19 protein-coding genes are annotated in these 19919 nt (G+C 41.7%); 4 read left to right on the plus strand and 15 right to left on the minus strand.

What is annotated here, in order from left to right; genetic code table 11:
- Positions 1 to 295 precede the first annotated feature (295 nt).
- The 5 genes from SORDD05_RS07435 to SORDD05_RS07460 form a co-directional block, all read right to left on the minus strand.
- Entirely contained in the window at positions 296 to 1159 is an 864-nt protein-coding gene (locus SORDD05_RS07435; RefSeq protein ID WP_061418519.1) for an XRE/MutR family transcriptional regulator, read from the minus strand.
- Positions 1160 to 1255: 96 nt separating this feature from the next.
- Complete coding sequence (gene tsaD / locus SORDD05_RS07440) at positions 1256 to 2266, minus strand: tRNA (adenosine(37)-N6)-threonylcarbamoyltransferase complex transferase subunit TsaD (protein WP_061418520.1); 1011 nt, start codon at positions 2264 to 2266, stop codon at positions 1256 to 1258.
- Positions 2256 to 2693 (minus strand): ribosomal protein S18-alanine N-acetyltransferase, encoded by a 438-nt coding sequence (rimI, locus tag SORDD05_RS07445; RefSeq protein ID WP_061418523.1) that lies wholly within the window; start codon positions 2691 to 2693, stop codon positions 2256 to 2258. Before rimI ends, tsaD begins: the two co-directional genes overlap by 11 nt.
- On the minus strand, positions 2690 to 3373 hold the full coding sequence (tsaB, locus tag SORDD05_RS07450) for a tRNA (adenosine(37)-N6)-threonylcarbamoyltransferase complex dimerization subunit type 1 TsaB (protein ID WP_061418526.1): 684 nt from the start codon (positions 3371 to 3373) through the stop codon (positions 2690 to 2692). Before tsaB ends, rimI begins: the two co-directional genes overlap by 4 nt.
- A 332-nt stretch (positions 3374 to 3705) precedes the next feature.
- Positions 3706 to 3921 carry a hypothetical protein gene (locus SORDD05_RS07460; RefSeq protein ID WP_061418531.1) on the minus strand — a complete coding sequence of 72 codons (216 nt, stop codon included), beginning with the start codon at positions 3919 to 3921 and terminating at the stop codon, positions 3706 to 3708.
- Positions 3922 to 4204: 283 nt separating this feature from the next.
- On the opposite strand from SORDD05_RS07460, the gene SORDD05_RS07465 reads away from it, so the two are divergent.
- Positions 4205 to 4438 carry a DNA-dependent RNA polymerase subunit epsilon gene (locus SORDD05_RS07465; RefSeq protein ID WP_000639585.1) on the plus strand — a complete coding sequence of 78 codons (234 nt, stop codon included), beginning with the start codon at positions 4205 to 4207 and terminating at the stop codon, positions 4436 to 4438.
- 1 nt (position 4439) lies between these two features.
- On the plus strand, positions 4440 to 6122 hold the full coding sequence (gene rnjA / locus SORDD05_RS07470) for a ribonuclease J1 (protein ID WP_000331971.1): 1683 nt from the start codon (positions 4440 to 4442) through the stop codon (positions 6120 to 6122).
- Positions 6123 to 6158: 36 nt separating this feature from the next.
- Here the strand turns inward: rnjA and mnmG are convergent, their stop codons facing one another.
- The 9 genes from mnmG to SORDD05_RS07515 form a co-directional block, all read right to left on the minus strand.
- Positions 6159 to 8072, minus strand: coding sequence for a tRNA uridine-5-carboxymethylaminomethyl(34) synthesis enzyme MnmG (gene mnmG / locus SORDD05_RS07475; protein ID WP_000221914.1), 1914 nt, complete (start codon positions 8070 to 8072; stop codon positions 6159 to 6161).
- 8 nt (positions 8073 to 8080) lie between these two features.
- Positions 8081 to 8536: an NUDIX hydrolase gene (locus SORDD05_RS07480; protein WP_061418533.1), complete on the minus strand. Its 456-nt coding sequence runs from the start codon at positions 8534 to 8536 to the stop codon at positions 8081 to 8083.
- Between the two features lie 140 nt (positions 8537 to 8676).
- A complete protein-coding gene (gene mnmA / locus SORDD05_RS07485) occupies positions 8677 to 9798 on the minus strand; it encodes a tRNA 2-thiouridine(34) synthase MnmA (RefSeq protein WP_061418537.1) in 1122 nt (373 codons plus the stop codon).
- 160 nt (positions 9799 to 9958) lie between these two features.
- Positions 9959 to 11350 (minus strand): argininosuccinate lyase, encoded by a 1392-nt coding sequence (gene argH, locus SORDD05_RS07490; RefSeq protein ID WP_061418540.1) that lies wholly within the window; start codon positions 11348 to 11350, stop codon positions 9959 to 9961.
- 27 nt (positions 11351 to 11377) lie between these two features.
- Complete coding sequence (locus tag SORDD05_RS07495; protein ID WP_000031899.1) at positions 11378 to 12574, minus strand: argininosuccinate synthase; 1197 nt, start codon at positions 12572 to 12574, stop codon at positions 11378 to 11380.
- 15 nt (positions 12575 to 12589) lie between these two features.
- Positions 12590 to 13396 carry an ABC transporter substrate-binding protein gene (locus SORDD05_RS07500; protein ID WP_061418542.1) on the minus strand — a complete coding sequence of 269 codons (807 nt, stop codon included), beginning with the start codon at positions 13394 to 13396 and terminating at the stop codon, positions 12590 to 12592.
- 464 nt (positions 13397 to 13860) lie between these two features.
- On the minus strand, positions 13861 to 14067 hold the full coding sequence (locus tag SORDD05_RS10275) for a hypothetical protein (RefSeq protein WP_061418545.1): 207 nt from the start codon (positions 14065 to 14067) through the stop codon (positions 13861 to 13863).
- Between the two features lie 502 nt (positions 14068 to 14569).
- Complete coding sequence (locus tag SORDD05_RS07510) at positions 14570 to 15199, minus strand: ABC transporter ATP-binding protein (protein ID WP_061418548.1); 630 nt, start codon at positions 15197 to 15199, stop codon at positions 14570 to 14572.
- Positions 15196 to 17304, minus strand: a complete 2109-nt coding sequence (locus SORDD05_RS07515; RefSeq protein ID WP_061418551.1) for a bacteriocin-associated integral membrane family protein — start codon at positions 17302 to 17304, stop codon at positions 15196 to 15198. Before SORDD05_RS07515 ends, SORDD05_RS07510 begins: the two co-directional genes overlap by 4 nt.
- Before the next feature lie 184 nt (positions 17305 to 17488).
- Between SORDD05_RS07515 and SORDD05_RS07520 the strand changes: the two genes are divergently transcribed.
- Positions 17489 to 18355, plus strand: coding sequence for a helix-turn-helix domain-containing protein (locus SORDD05_RS07520; RefSeq protein WP_061418554.1), 867 nt, complete (start codon positions 17489 to 17491; stop codon positions 18353 to 18355).
- 21 nt (positions 18356 to 18376) lie between these two features.
- On the opposite strand, the gene SORDD05_RS07525 is transcribed toward SORDD05_RS07520, so the two are convergent.
- Positions 18377 to 19003 carry an aggregation-promoting factor gene (locus SORDD05_RS07525; protein ID WP_061418556.1) on the minus strand — a complete coding sequence of 209 codons (627 nt, stop codon included), beginning with the start codon at positions 19001 to 19003 and terminating at the stop codon, positions 18377 to 18379.
- Between the two features lie 240 nt (positions 19004 to 19243).
- On the opposite strand from SORDD05_RS07525, the gene sdaAB reads away from it, so the two are divergent.
- A complete protein-coding gene (sdaAB, locus tag SORDD05_RS07530; protein ID WP_000555868.1) occupies positions 19244 to 19915 on the plus strand; it encodes an L-serine ammonia-lyase, iron-sulfur-dependent subunit beta in 672 nt (223 codons plus the stop codon).
- Positions 19916 to 19919: the final 4 nt, after the last annotated feature.

Genomic DNA, 19919 nt, shown 5'->3' on the forward strand with positions numbered 1-19919 from the left:
TACCTCCGCCTCCCCAAATCGGTAAAGCAATTCCACCACCATTGCCTGGATTAACCACAAGGTTTCCTCCATAAACTGTCTCCAACTCCACTTCTGTTAGTTCCATTGTTTCTGCAAATTGTAAATTCAACATCATTTACACTCCTTCAATTATTTTTATTTGTAAACCACTTCTGCGACCTAGGATTTGCTTCAAATGTCTTACAAGGACAGTATAACACGAAAACTACCCTATCTTAGAAAATCGCATATTTGACATTTTTTCTCATAGAAATCTCTCATTTGCGATTGTGGACTAATCGATCAGGTCTTTGTATTGCTGTAATCGTAGTTCAAAAAGGGCTGTTAATTGGGGATTCTCTAATATTTGTAGAGATTGGATAAAGTGTTCAATCTCTTTTTGATTGCTCCCCTTAGTTTGAAGGAAAATGCTCATCTTCTTTAAAAACTGCCACAATAATTTCTCAAAAACATCGTATGGTCGAAGCATACTCTCCAACTCGGCTTCAAAGATTGGGATATAAGAAAAAAGTTTGCGCTCCATGAGCTCTGATGCGATATTCAGAAAGCCACTTTTCATATACAGTCTATTGTGTGCCAATTCTTTAAATTCCTTGGATTTTTCGAGTAAAGAGGTAGATAAAAAGATCAAATCTTGATTACTCAAGAAGGGCATGGTGTTGCAAAAAAGATAGAGTTCAAACCAGGTCCAAGACTCGATAGCATAGAGATAGCTAGTCAAAAACTCTCGATCCTCCTCTTCGAGCAGATAGCTTTTATCCAAGGAATGAATAGCATTTTTAATCACGACGGCATTCAAACGACGATAAGTCTGCGCCATCTGTTCCTGTTCGACTTCCTTCAACAATTGCTCTAAACCCGCTATATCCTGATGGGCAAAACGATCCACAACCCTTCTACCAAATTTCATATGCGGAGATTCTTGATAGTTGTTGAGCTTATGTCCAAACTCATCGAAGGTCACATTTATACCTTGGATAGCTAGAATCAACTTATCCGCAGACAGCATAGACTGACCTAGTTCAAACTTGGATAGCTGGGACGCTGTCAGTCCATCACAAGCCACATCTGACTGCTTGAGTTTTCTCGCCAGACGCAATTCCTTGTAAAATTCTCCCAATTCTTGCTTTTCAATCATGGCCAAACTCCCTTTACTATTCTATTCGTAAAAACTTTTCATTTTTTAACATATTATAAAATATTTTAGCAAAAAAGCCAGCCTCAAGCTGACTTTCTATTCCATAGTATCAAAGGCGAGACTTGGTTTGGCATTGAGGTCCAAGCTTGCAAAGTTTTCTTTGTTCCACTCGCTGACGCTGGCATAAGCAATCATACCTGCATTGTCTCCACAAAGACGCAGGGGTGGAATGATGACCTTGACATCTGTGATTTCGGCTGCCAGGCGTTCTCTGAGACCTTTATTGGCTGCTACACCACCTGCGACAACTAGAGTTTTAACAGGGTATTTTTCTAGAGCCTTCCTGGTTTTTGCCATGAGAATGTCCATAACTGCAGCTTGGAAGGAAGCTGACAGATCTTCCTTGGACAAGCTTTCTCCCTTTTGCTCGGCATTGTGGTGAAGATTGATAAAGGCAGACTTCAAACCTGAGAAGGAGAACTCCAGATTATCTTCCTTGATCATGGCACGAGGAAAATCATAAATATCCTGTCCCTGATGAGCCAACTCGTCAATCTCACGACCTGCTGGATAGGTCAATCCCATGACACGGCCGACCTTATCATAGGCCTCACCAACCGCATCATCTCGCGTTTCCCCAACAATCTTGTAATCTCCAGCCTCAGAAACATAGACCAACTCCGTGTGCCCACCGCTGACCAAGAGGGCTAGCAAGGGAAACTCCAAAGGCTCCACGCTCTGAGCTGCCATGAGGTGGCCAGCCATGTGGTTAACGGGAATCAGCGGAAGTCCATGAGCCCAAGCAAAGGCCTTAGCAGCTGACAAACCAACTAGTAAGGCTCCAACCAAGCCCGGTCCATAGGTAACCGCCACAGCTGTCACGTCCTCTTCGGTAATCCCTGCTTCTGCTAGCGCCTCCTCAATACAGGCTGTAATAACCTCGACATGATGACGACTGGCTACTTCTGGCACTACGCCTCCAAAACGTTTGTGACTCTCAATTTGACTAGCAATGACATTGGACAAGAGCTCATCGTCGTTTTTCAGGACGGCGGCACTGGTCTCATCACAGGATGTCTCAAATGCTAAAATATATCTATCCTTCATCTACTTCTCTCTTCATGATGATGGCGTCCTCGACTGGATCATGGTAATAGGTCTTTCGCTCAGCGATGACTGCCATCTGTTCTTTCTTGTAAAATGCTTGCGCTCGGTGATTTGACTTTCTAACTTCGAGGAAAAGCTCCTTATCTGTCGGCAATTGAGCAAACAAGGCTGACGCAATTCCCTGACCCTGATAGGCGTTTTTGACAGCGATTTGTAGGACTTCTGCTTCAAATGGATTCTCCTGAACAGCTAGAAATCCTATCACTTCTGCTCCACCATAAGCTACTGCATACCAAGTTTGGTCTTGGGACAGGTCTGCTTGGATTTGTTCCAGCGTCCAAGGACTGACTGGGTAAACAGCTGCCATGACGGCGTAGATGGCTTGAGCTAGGTCAGGCTGTCTTTGGATTCTTTCGATTTCTATCATAGGCGTTTGATGTAAGATTCGCCAGACTCGATGTGGTTCTTGAGCCAGTTTTCCTCAGCCTCAACTCGTTTGAGGTAATTTGGCACAAAGTCGTGCAAGGAGTCTGCTTCCTTGTCCCATGCCCACAAAGCTAGATTAGCTGCATTTGGCAAGGTTTCTTGGTAGCTAGCTTGTGGTAGCTGTTCTTGGATCTGCTCCACAAAGGGGCCAACTTCTCCAACAAAGGTCACTTGTTCAGCATCCTTGACTTTTTCTAGCACTTCCGCAAAGGATAGGTGCGCTTCTGACATGACAGGTTTGGTATTTTCATAAAATCCTGCATAAACATTGTTGCGACGCGCATCCATTAGGGGAACAAATAAGCCTTCTTGTTGGCGTGGCACCAGAGCCAAGAGACTCGACATGCCAACTAACTCAATGTTCAGAGTGTGAGCCAAGGTCTTAGCAGTTGCTACCGCAATTCGCAAACCTGTGTAGCTACCTGGTCCTTCCGCCACCACGATTCGATCCAAATCCTTTGGCGTCAAATCTAGACTGGCCATCAAAAAATCGATGGCAGGCATGAGGGTAATACTGTGATTTTTCTTGATATTAATCATCGTCTCGGCAAGAACCTGCTTGTCCTCCAAAATGGCTAGAGATAGAGCCTTGCTGGACGTATCAAAAGCTAATACTTTCATAACACATTCCTATCTTTTTGTCTGTTTACTATTATACTACAAAAGCCAGCGCATGGGAATTTTCTTTATTTTGAAACAAAAGGGCCTGCCACTTAGACAAGCAACTCTACACAAAAAATTCAAAAAAGTTGTAGCTTTTTTGAATAGAAAAGTGAACAAGGAAATTGAAAGGATCTTCGTAAAAAATTTGGATCAGGCATTTATGTTTCAACTCGATTTTCGATGCGAGAAATCATCATCGAAAACATAAGGATATCACCTGAAAATAGAAAAATCCGCCCCATCTATCAAGACGAGGTGGTTTTTCTGTATATTTAGATGAATAATTGCGCTCAAACATTTAAACCAAAATTAAAAACGAGCCAGACAACATAGGTGACAAGAAGGAGAAAAATTGAATAGAGTGTCACAAAAGCAAGCTTCCAAAGGAATTTTGTTTTGCGGTGTTCTAGATACGTAAAAATAAGATTTCCACCGTATACACAGGCTACAAAAACTATAAACATCAAGAGGCGAACCCCTACTGCAAATTCAAACAAACTAAACATTCTTAATCCTCCTTGTTTAAAAGCTATAGGAAATATTCCCATCCATAAACTTCTCTTTCCATTATAACACCTAAGCGCTCTCCGACCAAATCCTACCTGTCTTTTTGCTCCTTCTTTCCCTCTCGACTTTCTCATTTTCCGTCTTTTACTAATTTTTCATTTTGTGGTATAATTGAAATAATTGTAACGAATCAAGGTCAATCTAGACACAAAATGGAATGAAATCAAGCAAATCTCTGCTAAAAGTTTGGAATAAGCTGACCTGTAAATAGAAAGGAACTATATGATTTACAAAGTTTTTTATCAAGAAACAAAAGAACGTAGCCCACGTCGTGAAACAACACGCTCACTTTACCTAGACATCGATGCCAGCTCAGAGCTTGAGGGCCGTATCGCTGCTCGCCAACTTGTCGAAGAAAACCGCCCAGAGTACAACATCGAGTTCATCGAACTCTTGTCTGACAAATTGCTAGATTACGAAAAAGAAACTGGCGCTTTCGAGATTACGGAGTTCTAATATGGCCTACACTCTTAAACCTGAAGAAGTCGGCGTTTTTGCCATCGGTGGTCTGGGAGAAATCGGGAAAAACACTTACGGAATTGAATACCAAGACGAGATTATCATCGTCGATGCTGGGATTAAATTCCCAGAAGATGACTTGCTGGGTATCGACTACGTCATTCCTGATTATTCTTACATCGTGGACAATATTGACCGCGTCAAGGCTGTTTTGATTACACACGGACACGAGGACCACATCGGTGGGATTCCTTTCCTGCTCAAGCAAGCAAATGTCCCTATCTACGCTGGACCACTTGCCCTGGCTTTGATCCGTGGAAAACTCGAAGAACACGGTCTCTTGCGCAACGCCAAACTTTACGAAATCAACCACAACACTGAGTTGACCTTTAAAAATCTTAAGGCAACTTTCTTTAGAACCACTCACTCTATTCCAGAACCTTTGGGGATTGTCATTCATACTCCTCAAGGAAAAATCGTCTGTACGGGTGACTTCAAGTTCGACTTTACTCCAGTTGGGGAACCTGCGGACTTGCACCGGATGGCAGCCCTTGGTGAAGAAGGCGTACTCTGCCTCCTCTCTGACTCGACCAATGCAGAAGTGCCAACCTTTACCAACTCTGAAAAAGTCGTTGGCCAGTCCATCATGAAGATTATCCAAGGCATCGAAGGACGTATCATCTTTGCATCCTTTGCCTCAAATATCTTCCGTCTCCAGCAAGCAACAGATGCTGCTGTTAAGACTGGACGCAAGATTGCGGTCTTTGGTCGTTCTATGGAAAAGGCCATTGTCAACGGAATCGAGCTTGGCTACATCAAAGCTCCTAAGGGAACCTTTATCGAGCCAAATGAAATCAAAGACTACCCTGCAGGCGAGGTTCTTATCCTCTGTACAGGTAGTCAGGGGGAGCCTATGGCGGCCCTCTCTCGTATCGCTAACGGAACCCACCGTCAGGTGCAACTTCAACCCGGTGATACCGTTATCTTCTCTTCAAGTCCAATCCCTGGAAATACCACTAGCGTCAACAAGTTGATCAACATCATCTCAGAAGCTGGTGTCGAGGTTATCCACGGTAAGATTAACAATATCCACACCTCTGGACACGGTGGTCAGCAAGAGCAAAAACTCATGCTCCGCTTGATCAAGCCCAAATACTTCATGCCTGTTCACGGTGAATATCGTATGCAGAAAGTCCACGCTGGACTAGCGGTGGATACGGGTGTCGAGAAGGACAATATCTTTATCATGAGCAATGGTGATGTGCTTGCTCTTACTGCTAACTCAGCCCGTATCGCAGGTCATTTCAACGCTCAAGACATCTATGTCGATGGAAATCGTATCGGTGAAATCGGCGCTGCTGTCCTCAAAGATCGTCGTGATCTATCTGAAGACGGTGTCGTTCTAGCAGTCGCAACTGTTGACTTCAAGTCTAAAATGATCTTGTCTGGTCCAGATATTCTCAGCCGAGGCTTTGTCTACATGAGAGAATCTGGAGACTTGATTCGCCAAAGCCAGCGCATCCTCTTCAATGCTATTCGTATCGCACTGAAGAACAAAGATGCCAGCGTGCAATCTGTCAATGGTGCCATTGTCAACGCTATTCGCCCCTTCCTCTATGAAAATACAGAACGTGAACCGATTATTATCCCTATGATCCTCACACCAGATGAAGAAGAATAAATCAACAAAACAGCCCCGTCTTCGGAGCTGTTTTTTCTATGCTTTCTTTTCTTGATTCTTAGAAATACTACGGTTTTTACCTTCAAGATACACCATCAAAATAGAAATATCTGCTGGGTTTACTCCCGAAATACGGCTAGCTTGGCCGATTGTTTCTGGATTGATGAGTTTGAACTTCTGACGGGCTTCTGTTGCAATGGAGTCAATATCATCCCAATCGATATTGGCTGGAATGCGTTTTTCTTCCATGCGTTTCATCTTGGCAACCTGATCCATGGCTTTGGAAATATAGCCTTCGTACTTGATTTCTGTTTCAATCAATTCGATAATCTTGTCATCCAAGTCCTCAGCAGCTGGTCCGATGAAGGCCACCACATCTTGGTAAGACACTTCTGGTCGACGGAGAAATTCTTTGGCTGTCACTGCATCTGTCAATGGCTTGAAGCCCATCTCCTCAACCTTAGCATTGGTTTCCTTAACTGGCTTAAGTTTGATGCTGTCGAGACGCTTCATCTCATTGTCAAATTGATTTTTCTTGATTTCAAAACGAGCCCAGCGTTCATCGTCAACAAGCCCAATCTCGCGTCCCATCTCTGTCAAACGCATATCGGCATTGTCATGACGGAGGATGAGACGGTATTCAGCACGACTGGTCAAGAGACGGTAAGGTTCAATGGTGCCCTTGGTCACCAAGTCGTCAATCATCACCCCGATATAACCGTCACTGCGCTTCAAAATCAATTCAGGCTTGCCTTGGATTTTCAGAGCCGCATTGATACCCGCGATAATCCCTTGGCCAGCAGCTTCTTCGTAACCTGACGTTCCATTTGTCTGACCAGCAGTGAAGAGACCTGAGATTTTCTTGGTTTCCAAAGTCGCACGCAACTGGTGAGGCAAGACCATGTCATACTCAATGGCATAACCTGTTCGCATCATCTCAGCATTTTCCAAACCTTTGATGGAATGAACCAGCTCACGCTGGACGTCCTCAGGCAGACTGGTTGAAAGACCTTGGACATAGACTTCCTCTGTATTGCGCCCTTCTGGCTCAAGGAAGAGTTGGTGGCGTTCCTTGTCCGCAAAGCGCACAATCTTGTCCTCAATCGATGGACAGTAGCGAGGTCCCACTCCCTTGACCACACCTGTAAACATAGGCGCACGGTGGAGGTTGTTTTGGATAATCTCATGACTGGTACCGTTGGTATAGGTCAACCAGCATGGCACTTGGTCCTTGACATAGTCCTCATCACGTGAAGTGTAGGAGAAGTGATTAGGCGCTTCGTCTCCTGGCTGAATCTCTGTCACATCGTAGTTGATAGAGGAAGCCTTGACGCGTGGAGGGGTTCCTGTCTTGAAACGACCGATTTCGAGACCCAGTTCCTTGAGGTTGTCAGCGAGGTTAATCGAAGCTAGGCTGTGGTTAGGACCTGACGAATACTTGAGGTCTCCGATAATGATTTCCCCACGGAGGGCAGTCCCTGTTGTCACGATAACAGCCTTGGCAGCATACTCTTGATGGGTGGCTGTACGCACACCGACAACCTTTCCATCTTCCACCAAAATCTCATCAATCATGGTTTGACGAAGGGTGAGATTTTCTTGATTTTCAACTGTCTTGCGCATCTCCTTAGAGTAAAGCTCCTTGTCAGCCTGCGCACGAAGGGCACGGACAGCTGGCCCCTTCCCTGTGTTGAGCATCTTCATCTGGATGTAAGTCTTGTCAATGGTTTTGGCCATCTCGCCACCGAGGGCATCGACTTCGCGCACGACAATCCCCTTGGCAGAACCACCGATAGAAGGGTTACAAGGCATGAAAGCCAGCATTTCAATGTTGATGGTCGCAAGCAAGACCTTACAACCCATACGACTTGCAGCCAAGGAAGCCTCGACCCCCGCGTGCCCCGCACCGATTACAATAATATCGTATTCTTCCGTAAAATTATAAGTCATTTTCTCTCCTATTCTTCAATATGAATGTGTTTTAGTTGGCCGTCCCATTCTGGTAGGGCTGTTTTTAAAAAGGCTGGAACTAGCTGGAACTCCTCAAGCTTATCCAAATCAATCCACTCACAAGGCTGCTTTTTCTCGTCTTCCTGCATGGTCAATGGTGCATCCTCAAGCAAGTTCACCAGATAATGAAACTCGATGTTGTGATAGGAAACACCGTCTTGTTCAAAACAATTTTCGACCACAAAAGCTAGCTGCCCAGCCTGAGCTTTGACACCCAGCTCTTCCCTCACTTCACGGACTACCGCTTCTTCCGTACTTTCATTGACTTGGATCGCACCACCAATAGTGTAAAAGTAATCGCCTTCTTTTGTAACCAAAAGCTGATTATTTTGAACAATCAAGGCTGTCGCCCGAACACCAAAAACCGTATTTCCTACTTTTGTCCGAAAGTCTTGTTGAGTCATTTTTCTCCTTTCCCTTAAACGACACAAAAACAGTCAAAACTCGTAAGGAGTGCAGGACAAAAAAGCCTGCAACATCCATGAGCTTTGACCATCATTTCTATTGCTTTTATTATTGTAGCAAATTAAGAAAATTTGTCAATCTAAATGTACTGACAAACTTGTCCATCGCGGTAGGCATTGTCAATCAAACCGCCACCTAGACACTCTTCGCCATCGTAAAAGACAACTGCCTGTCCTGGTGTGATGGCGCGTTGTGGCTCTGCAAAAACGACCTCTGCCTTGTCTCCTTTGACATGTACTGTCACCTTAGAATCAGGCTGACGATAGCGGAATTTAGCCGTACATTCAAGCGTAAATTCCTCTGGCATCTCACGAGTAAAGTGAACTTGACTGGCCTCTAGGCTTGTTGACATGAGCGAATCATGGTAGAAGCCTTGACCGACATAGAGGATATTCTTGCTCAGATCTTTTCCGACAACAAACCAAGGGGCATTGTCACCGCCGTGTTGGCCACCGATACCGAGACCGCCACGCTGACCAATCGTATAATACATCAGACCTGCATGCTCACCCATATCGCGACCATCCACAGTCATCATGCGACCAGGCTGAGCTGGCAGATAGTTGCTGAGAAAGTTTTTAAAGTTCTTTTCTCCGATAAAGCAAATCCCTGTCGAATCTTTCTTCTTAGCCGTCGCAAGGCCTGCTTCTTCTGCTAGTCTGCGAACTTCAGGCTTTTCCAAATGTCCAAGCGGAAACATAGTCTTTTGCAACTGTTCCTGTGAAAGTTGGCTGAGGAAATAGGTCTGATCCTTGCCATTGTCCACGCCACGAAGCATGTGAACGATGCCACCCTCATCACGCGCCACTCGGGCATAGTGCCCAGTCGCCACATAGTCTGCCCCTAAGGTCATGGCATAGTCCAAAAAGGCCTTGAACTTGATTTCCTTGTTACACATAACGTCTGGATTTGGCGTGCGTCCCGCACGGTATTCCGCTAGGAAATACTCAAAAACGCGGTCCCAATACTCTTTTTCAAAGTTGACAGAGTAGTAGGGAATGCCGATCTGATCTGCCACCGCAGCCACATCCTTGTAATCTTCGGTCGCCGTACAAACGCCGTTTTCATCTGTGTCATCCCAGTTCTTCATGAAGATACCGATCACATCGTAGCCCTGCTCCTTGAGCAAGAGAGCCGTCACCGACGAATCAACACCACCACTCATCCCCACGACAACACGTGTTTTAGAGTTATCACTCATGATAAGTCTCCCATCTATTCGTTTATTCACGATTGAAGGTCGTGTGTGCTTAACGATTGAAGGTCGCTTGAGCAGTATTCATTATAACACGCTTGGTTGGAGAAGACAAGAAAGAGGCTGATAAATCATCTCAACCTCTCTTCCTTACTTTGAAAACGAATCAATTTTCCCCTTTAAGTTCTTTCTTCGCTTGTTCTATCTGGCATTTCACTTGCTCAAAGCCGGTTCCTCCTAAGGAATTCCGTCTCTGAACAGCGGTTTCTGGGCGCAAGTAGATATAAATATCCTCTTCAATCAAGGGATGGTAGACTTGCAACTCCTCCAAATCCCAATCTTGGATATTTTTACCATTCTTGATAGAGTCTAGAACCAATTTCCCTACTATTTCATGCGCTTCTCTAAAGGGGAGGCCTTTTTCAGCCAAATAATCTGCCAGTTCGGTCGCATTCGAAAAATCATTCTCTGTGGATTGCTGCATTTTGATCTTATTAACCTGCATGCTAGATAGCATACCTGCCAACACATCCAGAGAATTTAAAATCGTTTCTACTGTATCAAACAGGCCTTCCTTGTCCTCTTGCAAATCCTTATTGTAAGCCAAAGGCAAAGACTTCATGACGGTCAATAGTCCAAGCAAGTTCCCGTAAACCCGTCCTGTCTTCCCTCGAATCAATTCGGCCATATCAGGATTTTTCTTCTGGGGCATGATAGATGAACCCGTTGAGAAGCTATCAGACAAGCTAATGTACTGATACTCAAAACTGCACCAATTGATGATTTCCTCACAAAAACGGCTCATATGCATCATCAAAATGCTGGCATTTGATAGAAATTCCAAGATAAAATCACGGTCACTCACTGCGTCCAAGGAATTGGTATAGGGTTGTTGGAAACCCAATAAATCACTCGATAATTGACGATCGATTGGAAAAGTTGTCCCCGCCAAAGCAGCCGCACCCAGTGGAGATAGGTCCGTATGTTTCAGGTTAAATGCAAAACGCTCGCTGTCCCTTTGAAACATATTGTAATAAGCCATGAGATGGTGGGCAAAACTAATCGGTTGGGCGTGTTGCAAATGGGTATAGCCTGGCATGATGGTTTCCACATATTTTTCAGCCAAATCCAGCAAAACACTGTTCAGATTCGCCAACTTATCCAAAACATGGCCAAGCTGCTCCTTTAGATATAAGTGCATATCCGTTGCGACTTGGTCATTCCGAGAACGAGCCGTGTGTAGTTTCCCAGCCAGAGGACCGATTTTCTCTGTCAGCAACACTTCCATATTCATATGAATATCTTCATTTGCAATATCAAAATGAAGCTCTCCTGACTCTAAATCTCGCAACAAAGCTTTCAGACCATCTTGGATCTGCTCCGCCTCTTCCAAGCTCAAAATGCCAGTCTGTCCTAGCATTTGAACATGAGCTAAGGAGCCCATCAAATCAAATTTTGCCAGCTGGTGGTCAAAGGAAATGCTCGCACCGAACTGTTCTACCCAATCTTCCACAGTGCCTTCAAATCGACCGCCCCATAATTTTGTATTTTTCGACATATCCTGTCGTCCCTTTCTATCGCGTCACTACTCTACATTTTTCTGAACTTCTGAATAAACCTTAGTCGGAAGCCCCCAAAGCTTGATAAATCCAACAGCCGCATCTTGGTCAAAAGTATCCGCACTAGTATAAGTCGCCAAATTTTCATCGTAAAGAGAATTTGGTGATTTCCGAGCCACTACCTGAGCGTTCCCCTTATAGAGTTTAACTTTTGCAGTTCCATTGACAACTTTCTGTGTCTCCTTGATATAGGCAATCAAAGCCTGAGTTGCTGGGCTAAACCACAAGGCATTATAGATGAGATTGGACAACTCATTTTCGATAATAGGTTTGAAATGAGCCACTTCTCTCACGAGAGTCAAGTCCTCAATCTCCTTATGAGCTGCCAATAAAGTCACAGCGCCTGGGCACTCATAAATCTCTCTTGACTTAATACCGACTAGGCGATTTTCCACATGGTCAATACGACCAACACCGTGTTTACCCGCAATTTCATTTAGCTTTTGAATCAAAGCAGCTACTTTCATCTTCTCTCCATTAAGGGAGATGGGCACCCCGCAGCTAAACTCAATGTCAATAAATTCAGGACTGTCTGGCGCCTCTTCTGGAGAAGATGTGATTCCAAATGCTTCTTCTGGCGCTTGGTTCCAAGGGTTTTCCAAAACACCACATTCATTTGCACGTCCCCAAAGATTTTGATCGACAGAGTAAGGATTGTCAAGGTCAGCAGGAACTGGGACGCCGTTTTCTTTGGCATATTGGATTTCTTCTTCACGAGACCATTTCCACTCACGAACAGGCGCAACTACCTTTAGATTGGGATCCAAAGCTGCAATAGAGACTTCAAACCGAACTTGGTCGTTTCCCTTGCCTGTACAACCATGGGCAATTGTGGTTGCCCCCGTCTGATGAGCTATTTCAACAAGTTTTTTTGAAATAAGAGGGCGACTCAGAGCAGATACCAAGGGATACTTCTGTTCGTAGTAGGCATGAGCCTGAAGGGCCACTAAAACATAGTCATTAGCAAATTCGTCCTTAACATCAATGACATAAGACTCAACAGCCCCAACCTTGAGAGCTTTGTCGTGGATGAACTCCAAATCTTTTCCTTCCCCCACATCCATACAAACAGCAATCACATCATAGTCTTTTTTTAACCACGTAATAGCAACTGATGTATCCAATCCACCTGAATAGGCTAAAATAACTTTTTCCTTACTCATTTCTCTTCCTTCTTTCTATTTTTCGATAGAGGCTTTAAAAGCATCGTCAATCAATTTGTCCAATTCCCCAGAATCCTTCAACTTCTGGATGGTTTTGTCAACCGCCTCTTTCAATTCTTTACTGTCTTTTTTCATCGCAACAGCGTAGGAATCTTCTTTATCATTGTCAACATCAAACTCAACGATGGCCAGGTCTGGATTATTCTCTACATATCCTTTCGCCACTGGTTCCTCAAAGATAACCGCATCCAGTTGCCCTGATTTCAAGTCTGTTATCAAATTTCCATTTTTAGGAAGTGAAACGAGAGAAGAATTCTGCAGGGTTTCTTTGACCAAAGTTTCCTGGATAGAACCTTTCTGCGCTCCAACCTTTTTCTGAGCCAAATCCTTGACTGATTGGTAATTCGTTAATTCAGATTTTCTTACGATAACCTTATTTTCCGAAGTGTAGTAGGGAATTGAAAAATCGTAAACTTGACTTCTCTCCTCCGTTTTAGAAACACCTGATATGGCAAGATCAGCCTTGCCCGAATCAAGACTAGCCAGTACATTGTCAAAACTCATTGGAGAAAACTCCACTTCCACACCTAGTTCCTTTGCGATGGCTTTGGCTAGCTCAACATCTGAACCTACAATCTGATTTTTCCCATCAACCAATTTCTGGTATTCAAATGGAGCAAACTCTGGATTTAGAGCTACCACCAATTTTCCTTTCGCTTTAATGGCTTCAACACCTTGAGACTGACTGTTACTGCAAGCAAATAATAAGGGGAACATGAGCAAACCAAACATCGCCATCAGCACCTTCTTTACTTTATTCATAGAAAACCTCCTCTTATTTTTATACTTTTGAATTGTATAAATAATACACTTCTCGCCCTCGTTTGTCAAGAGAAAACTGTATTTTATCTCATTTTATTCAAGAAAAAAGCTTATTATTTGATGTATTTTTACATATAATAAGTTTATTTATACTATTTGAGTTTTAAAACAATTCAAAACATTGCATTGAATTCATACAAAAAGAGTATTCCTGAAAAGATATTTACACTTTTTGTTCTAGCGAAACAAAAAAGAGTCCTAAAGGACTCTCAGAACGTAGACAAACCCTATCAGAGTTGCAAAATTGCTCTTTTGAAGGTTGGCTATTATATAGTAGAAACTCTTAGGAATGCTGATATAATGCTATTTTTAAGAGTTTTCTACTTTCTCTAGCAAAGAAAAAGATTGAAGAAAATTGTCCAAAATGGACTTTTTCTTCAATCTGGACACTTTTCAAATCCAAACTATTCTTTATAGAAAAAATTCCTATAAATTCGAGCAATAGTTAAAATACAAACAAATATAATACCCAAAATAGATAATACTATTTTCACAAAGCTCATTTCAGAGCCTATGATATATATATGAAAAAGAGGGGCTAGTCCTACACATAGAGACAATAGATAACTAATAAATCTTATCTCACCAATTCCTGCAAAAAAATGTTTCATGTAACGATTCTCCATTTGCTCCATTAAATCAGTTTTATTTTAGAGTAGCATAAAATAAGCAATCCTTCAATAAAATCCATTGGCAAAATACTATTCTAAAGCATTGATAGCTCAGATTTCTCAGAATAGAGCTGTCCAAACTATCGAACAGCTTAAATACATATATATCCATGCAATTCTAAGCTTAGCACTGCTATAAAATAAATGTTTTATGAGTATTCTAGGTCTTTGACTGCTTAAAATTTTGCGTTCTGAAGGATTCTAAAGCTAGAATAGCTCAAAAATCACGAGAACTAAGGTATTTAAATCTTAAGAGTCAAACTATTTCCATAGGAATTATCTTTTTTAATAAGTGTGGTTAGGAGGTAATTTTAGGGAATCTCCTAAAAACAACCGATTTTCTATTTTTATCAATCAAAAAATGTTGATAAATGAGTGTTTTAAAATTAAATTTTAAAGGTGTCCTTAAGTTTAAAGATTTTTGATAAGATTTCTGTATTTTTTACAATTCAATAACTCGATGGCATTGTTGAGCCACATAGGCATCGTGGGTAACGATAATGACCGTTTTCCCTTCCTTGTTCATATCTAAGAGAAAGTTTAAAACCAAATCTCGATTTTCAGGATCTAAAGAACCGGTTGGTTCATCTGCTAAAAGGAGCTGGCTGGGTTTTAAAATGGCTCTAGCAACTGCGATTCGCTGCTGTTCCCCTCCAGATAACTCTGAAACCTTTTGATGTAGAGTTGATGGCAACCCCACTCTCTCTAAAATTTCTTCTATCTTTTTGACTTTGTCTTTCTTGGACAATTTCACATACTTTAGAGCAAGCATGAGATTATACTCTACCGTTTCATTGTCAATCAGAGCAAAGTTTTGAAATAGATAAGAGATATGTTCGCGGATAATCGCTTGCGACTTAACAGAGTTGACAGGTACATTTTGCTGACCGAAAATTTCATAATGTCCACTGTAATCGCCATCTATCAAACCCAATAGATTTAACAAGGTTGACTTGCCACTACCACTCTTTCCAACTATCGCAACTAAATCCCCTTGGTTAATTTTTAGAGATAAGTTCTCCAAAATAACTTTTTTCCCAATGGTTTTCGTAACATTTTCCAACTTTATCATAAGTGATCCCCTTTCAATAACTGCACTACATTTCGTTTTTCCATCTTAGAACCCAAGAAAAGCACAAACAGGATATCTAAGCCTGTAAATCCTGCAAAAAGTAGGAGCGGGAAAAGTGCCTGTGTAAAGAATAGCAAAACCATAAAAGGAAGGCTATAAACAGCTAATAGAAGACCCAGCAAGGAGCGATACCGATCTATCAATTTCCAGCCCATAAACTTCTTGGTGATAATATCTGTTCGCTTCAATAAGAAAGTTGTTACTAGTAAGAAGTAGGAAATCATCATACTAAGAAGAGCAACCAAAGCAAAGAGTATATTGAAATTCCGAACAGCATCTCGATAAGAATCTACTTTATCTTGTTGAATGACTTGAATAGATGAAAATTTTAAATAATTCCCATCTGATAATTTCTCAACTAACGCTGTCACCTCTTTTTGATGTTGAGCCGTATTTTCGATTTTAATCGGATTATTTAAACCTGTTGTAGACAGGGAGGCTTTTTCATCCCACATCATATCGGAATCATTGACCAAGCTAATAATTGGATTGTAGAGATTTTCCTTTCGTTTCTCGTTATAAGGGAAGAATGACCAATCACCTTCATAGTAAGCAATCTCGATATCCATCTCCTCTATCGTTCGTTTTTGCTGCTCTTCATACTTCATAGAAAGATAGGCAATTAATTTCCCCAAGAGCTGATTTTTCTCCTCTTCACCTTTCGTACTTGCTGGCATCAAAATAACTTTTTTAGTGCCGGTATCTGGTAGCTTGAATCCCTGACTTTCTAAAAAATGACGGTTTGCATAGTAAACATCCATCGTATCTGTTAACTGATATTGCTGAATCTGTTCTGATTTGACAAAATTTTTTACAGGAAGACTGCTACTTTGCACATAGCCCGCCTGCGTTTTTTCTACCAAGTCTTGATAAAATCGATAGAAATAATCCACAGCCTGCCCTGAGCCCGCCAACTGCTCTTGCCACAGGTTATCATTGAGTTGGAAAGTTTCCAAGGTCAGATAATTTCCCTGACTGATCCACTGTTTCTGGTAGTCCAACTCCTTGTTTTCTTGTTCCAAACTTTTTCCCACCCCAATCAGCAAGACCGTCAGCAAAATCGTTGTCCCAATTTTCATCAAATAATTAAAGAGCAAGACAAATTTGAAAGATGAAAAACCTTTCAACAGAGAACTGATTGTCATTTTTTGGATTAAGAGATAGGTCAACCAACTGATAAAGAGATAAAGCTGCAAAAGCAAAAAATGAGACAACCATAGCATAGGAAACAAATCTTTCGGCTTGTAATCAAGCAAGAAAAACACTCCTAGATTGATCACAAGCGCCCCACCTAGGAGGAGGTAGAGGTTGCCTTTGACAACATCAGCTAAAACAGCCCGATCTTGAAAACCAAGTAACTTTTGTACCCCCACTCTTTTCATCTCCATCATCGGCTGATATACCGTCACTAAGACAAGAAGCAAAATAGCCATGACAAAAATAATAGCAGATAAGAGCAAATCACGATTGATAACTTCCACTGCACTTTTGTAGGTCGGCTCTAGCAAGGTAGTCTGGTCTATCTTGAAAAAATCGCTCCATTTCTGTACAATCCTATCCTTGTCGATCTCTTGTGTAGAAGTTATCGTATAACGACCATTTAAACTACGAGATGTATCCTTGATATAGGTTTGAAAAGTCATAAGCTGAATAGGCTTGGCTTTTAGAAAGGTCGGAATCGTACCAAGTTTATCGGGAGTCTCTTTATTACTATAGACTCCCTCGCCATCTGTGCTAAAATCAAGGGAAGAAAGCCCAAACTCTTGGTAGGGGAAGGTCTCTTTATCAAAAACACCAGCCTTGATCACCTCATCACCGCTGTCTGTTTTGATGATGGAGACTTTGTACTCCTTTGATACATCCTCAAAAAATCGAAGAACAGATGCTGCTGGTTCATTAACATCTTTCAAATATACATCCAAAGAACCCGCTGTCTTTCCCATTTCCTGAATCCGAACCACTTCTCGTGTGTAGTTTACATTAAAAACAAAAAAAGTGGTACACAGCAACAGCAGAAACATACAAAGATGACTGATTTTTTTCATAAAGATACCCCCTTAGTACTTCATCATCTTTATTATAAAATACAATATACCTTGTCGTAAAATTTGTTAACCTTTTTCACAAATTTATTTTAGATTTCTTTTTTACTTTTTATATTACTATGATACAATATTTTTAATCAATTTCTATTTTTTGTTAACTTTTTTCACAAATAAGGAGGAAATCATGCGCTACGATTTTGGCAATGTTTATAAAGAAATCCGTGAGTCAAAAGGGTTAACCCAAGAGGAGGTCTGTGGAGATATTCTCTCAAGAACCAGTCTATCAAAGATTGAAAGTGGCAAGACAACCCCAAAATATGAGAATATGGAGTTTCTTCTCCGACAAATCAATATGAGCTTTGAAGAGTTTGACTATATCTGCCATCTCTACCACCCAAGTGAGCGATCAACTATCATGCAGACTTTTTTAAAAATGGCTTCTATTAGTGGTACGAGTGACTTAAGTCAATTGCTCAAAAAATGCCAGGATTATCTCAAAATACACCATGACTTCCCCATCCAGCAGTTACAAGATATGCTCGAAATCGTTATCTACATCCGTGAAAATGGAATAGATAAATTGTCAAGTAAAGTTGACAACATTGTAAACAGACTGTGGGATAAAATAGAGAAACAAGATACTTGGTATGAGTACGACCTAAAAGTCCTTAATACCATTCTCTTTGCCTTTCCTATGGAGTATATCCATCTGATTACCGAAAAAATCCTCGAACGACTAGAGGTTTATAAATACTATAGTCCTGTCTTTCGACTTCGTATGATGTTGCTTTTGAACCTCTCAACTCTTTATCTTTACAATGGGGAAAAGCTGATTTGTAAACAACTTTGCTATACTCTCTTGGAGGAGGCAAAAGTAAGCAAACAGTATGATACACTTGCATATTCCTATATTCGTATCGGCATTTGTACCGATGATGCTCAGCTGATACAAAATGGACTCTCCTTAGCTAAACTAGTCGAAGATGAACACTTACTAACAGAGCTAGAGCGAGAAGTTGACATCTTTGTAAACAAAAAAGAAAGTCATTAAGACTTCCTTTTCTATATTATCTTAATACCAACCGTTGTTAAGCCAGAAGTTCTTGGCGGCCGTCCATGATCCGTAACGTCCTGCAACGTAGGCATCTGCTACACGTTCTTGGTTTTCAGCCGAGTAGTCACCGTTCAAGTACGAATCTGTCAATTGGTAACGCCCAATGTAACGTCCGTTTGTCGCTGTGTAGCTACCACCTGATTCTTTTTGAGCGATCCATTCTTTGGCTTCTGCTTCAGAACCACTTACAGTTGAAGCTGTGTAGCTTTCTTCTTCATAAGAAGTGCTTGTTGTAGCAGCTGGCGCTTCGTAAGTTGTTGTTTCAGTTATTTCTTCGTAAGTCGTAGTCTCTTCGATTGTTTCTCCTGCTGCAGCTGGTGCTTCATAAGTTGTCGCAACTGGAGCTGTCCCTTCGATGACCAAAACTTGGTTCACAAAGATCAGATGAATATCCTCTATCTTGTTTTTTTCAGCCAATTTTTCAACAGTGGTGTTGTACTTCTCAGCGATTTCTGAAAGAGTGTCACCTGGTTTAACTGTATAAGTGATTGTTTCATCTGCAAAAGCAAGTGATGGTGCAAGGAAAGCAAGGAAAGTTGCTGCTCCTGCAAGAGTTAATTTAATTTGTTTAGTTGTTAATGTCATTTCTAAAAATTCTCCTTTTTACTATGCTTCTATCATACCGTTTGAATATTACCGTTTCTTGACGGTTTCGTGTAGAAATATTACAAAAATATTTTATATTTACTGAAACATTGATATTTTTGTCATAAAAGACAAGATTTTATACTCTTTTTATCCATTTTTCCAGTTTTATAAGGAAAATAAGCACAGAACTTCATTCTTTGATATAATAGAAACAAGAATCTTTGTAAGGGGAAACAGATGCACTCACTTCGTTTTCAATCTGTCTTTGATATTATCGGACCAGTTATGATTGGCCCATCAAGTAGCCATACTGCTGGAGCTGTTCGTATTGGGAAAATCGTCTCTTCCATCTTTGATGATACGCCGACAGAAGTCGAATTCCAATTATTTAACTCATTTGCCAAAACCTACCGTGGTCATGGAACCGACCTTGCTCTCGTCGCTGGTATATTAGGTATGGATACGGACGATCCCGACATTCCAAATAGCCTAGAGATTGCCCATAAACGTGGCATCAAGATTGTCTGGACCATTCAGAAAGACAGCAACGCGCCTCATCCTAATACCACTAAAATTACTGTGAAGAATGAACACAAGTCCATCAGTGTGACAGGAATTTCCATTGGTGGGGGAAATATCCAAGTTACGGAGCTTAACGGCTTTGCTGTCTCTCTCAACATGAACACACCAACCATTATCATCGTGCATCAGGATGTTCCAGGTATGATTGCCCATGTTACTGAAGCCCTCTCTCGTTTCGATATCAACATCGCTCAGATGAATGTGACTAGAGAAAAAGCTGGAGAAAAAGCCATTATGATTATCGAAGTCGATAGTCGAAGTTGCGAAGAGGCGATTGAAGAAATCCGAAAAATCCCTCATCTCCACAATGTCAATTTCTTTAAGTAGGAGG

The sequence above is a fragment of the Streptococcus oralis genome (genome assembly GCF_001578705.1).
Lineage (GTDB): Bacteria > Bacillota > Bacilli > Lactobacillales > Streptococcaceae > Streptococcus > Streptococcus oralis_J.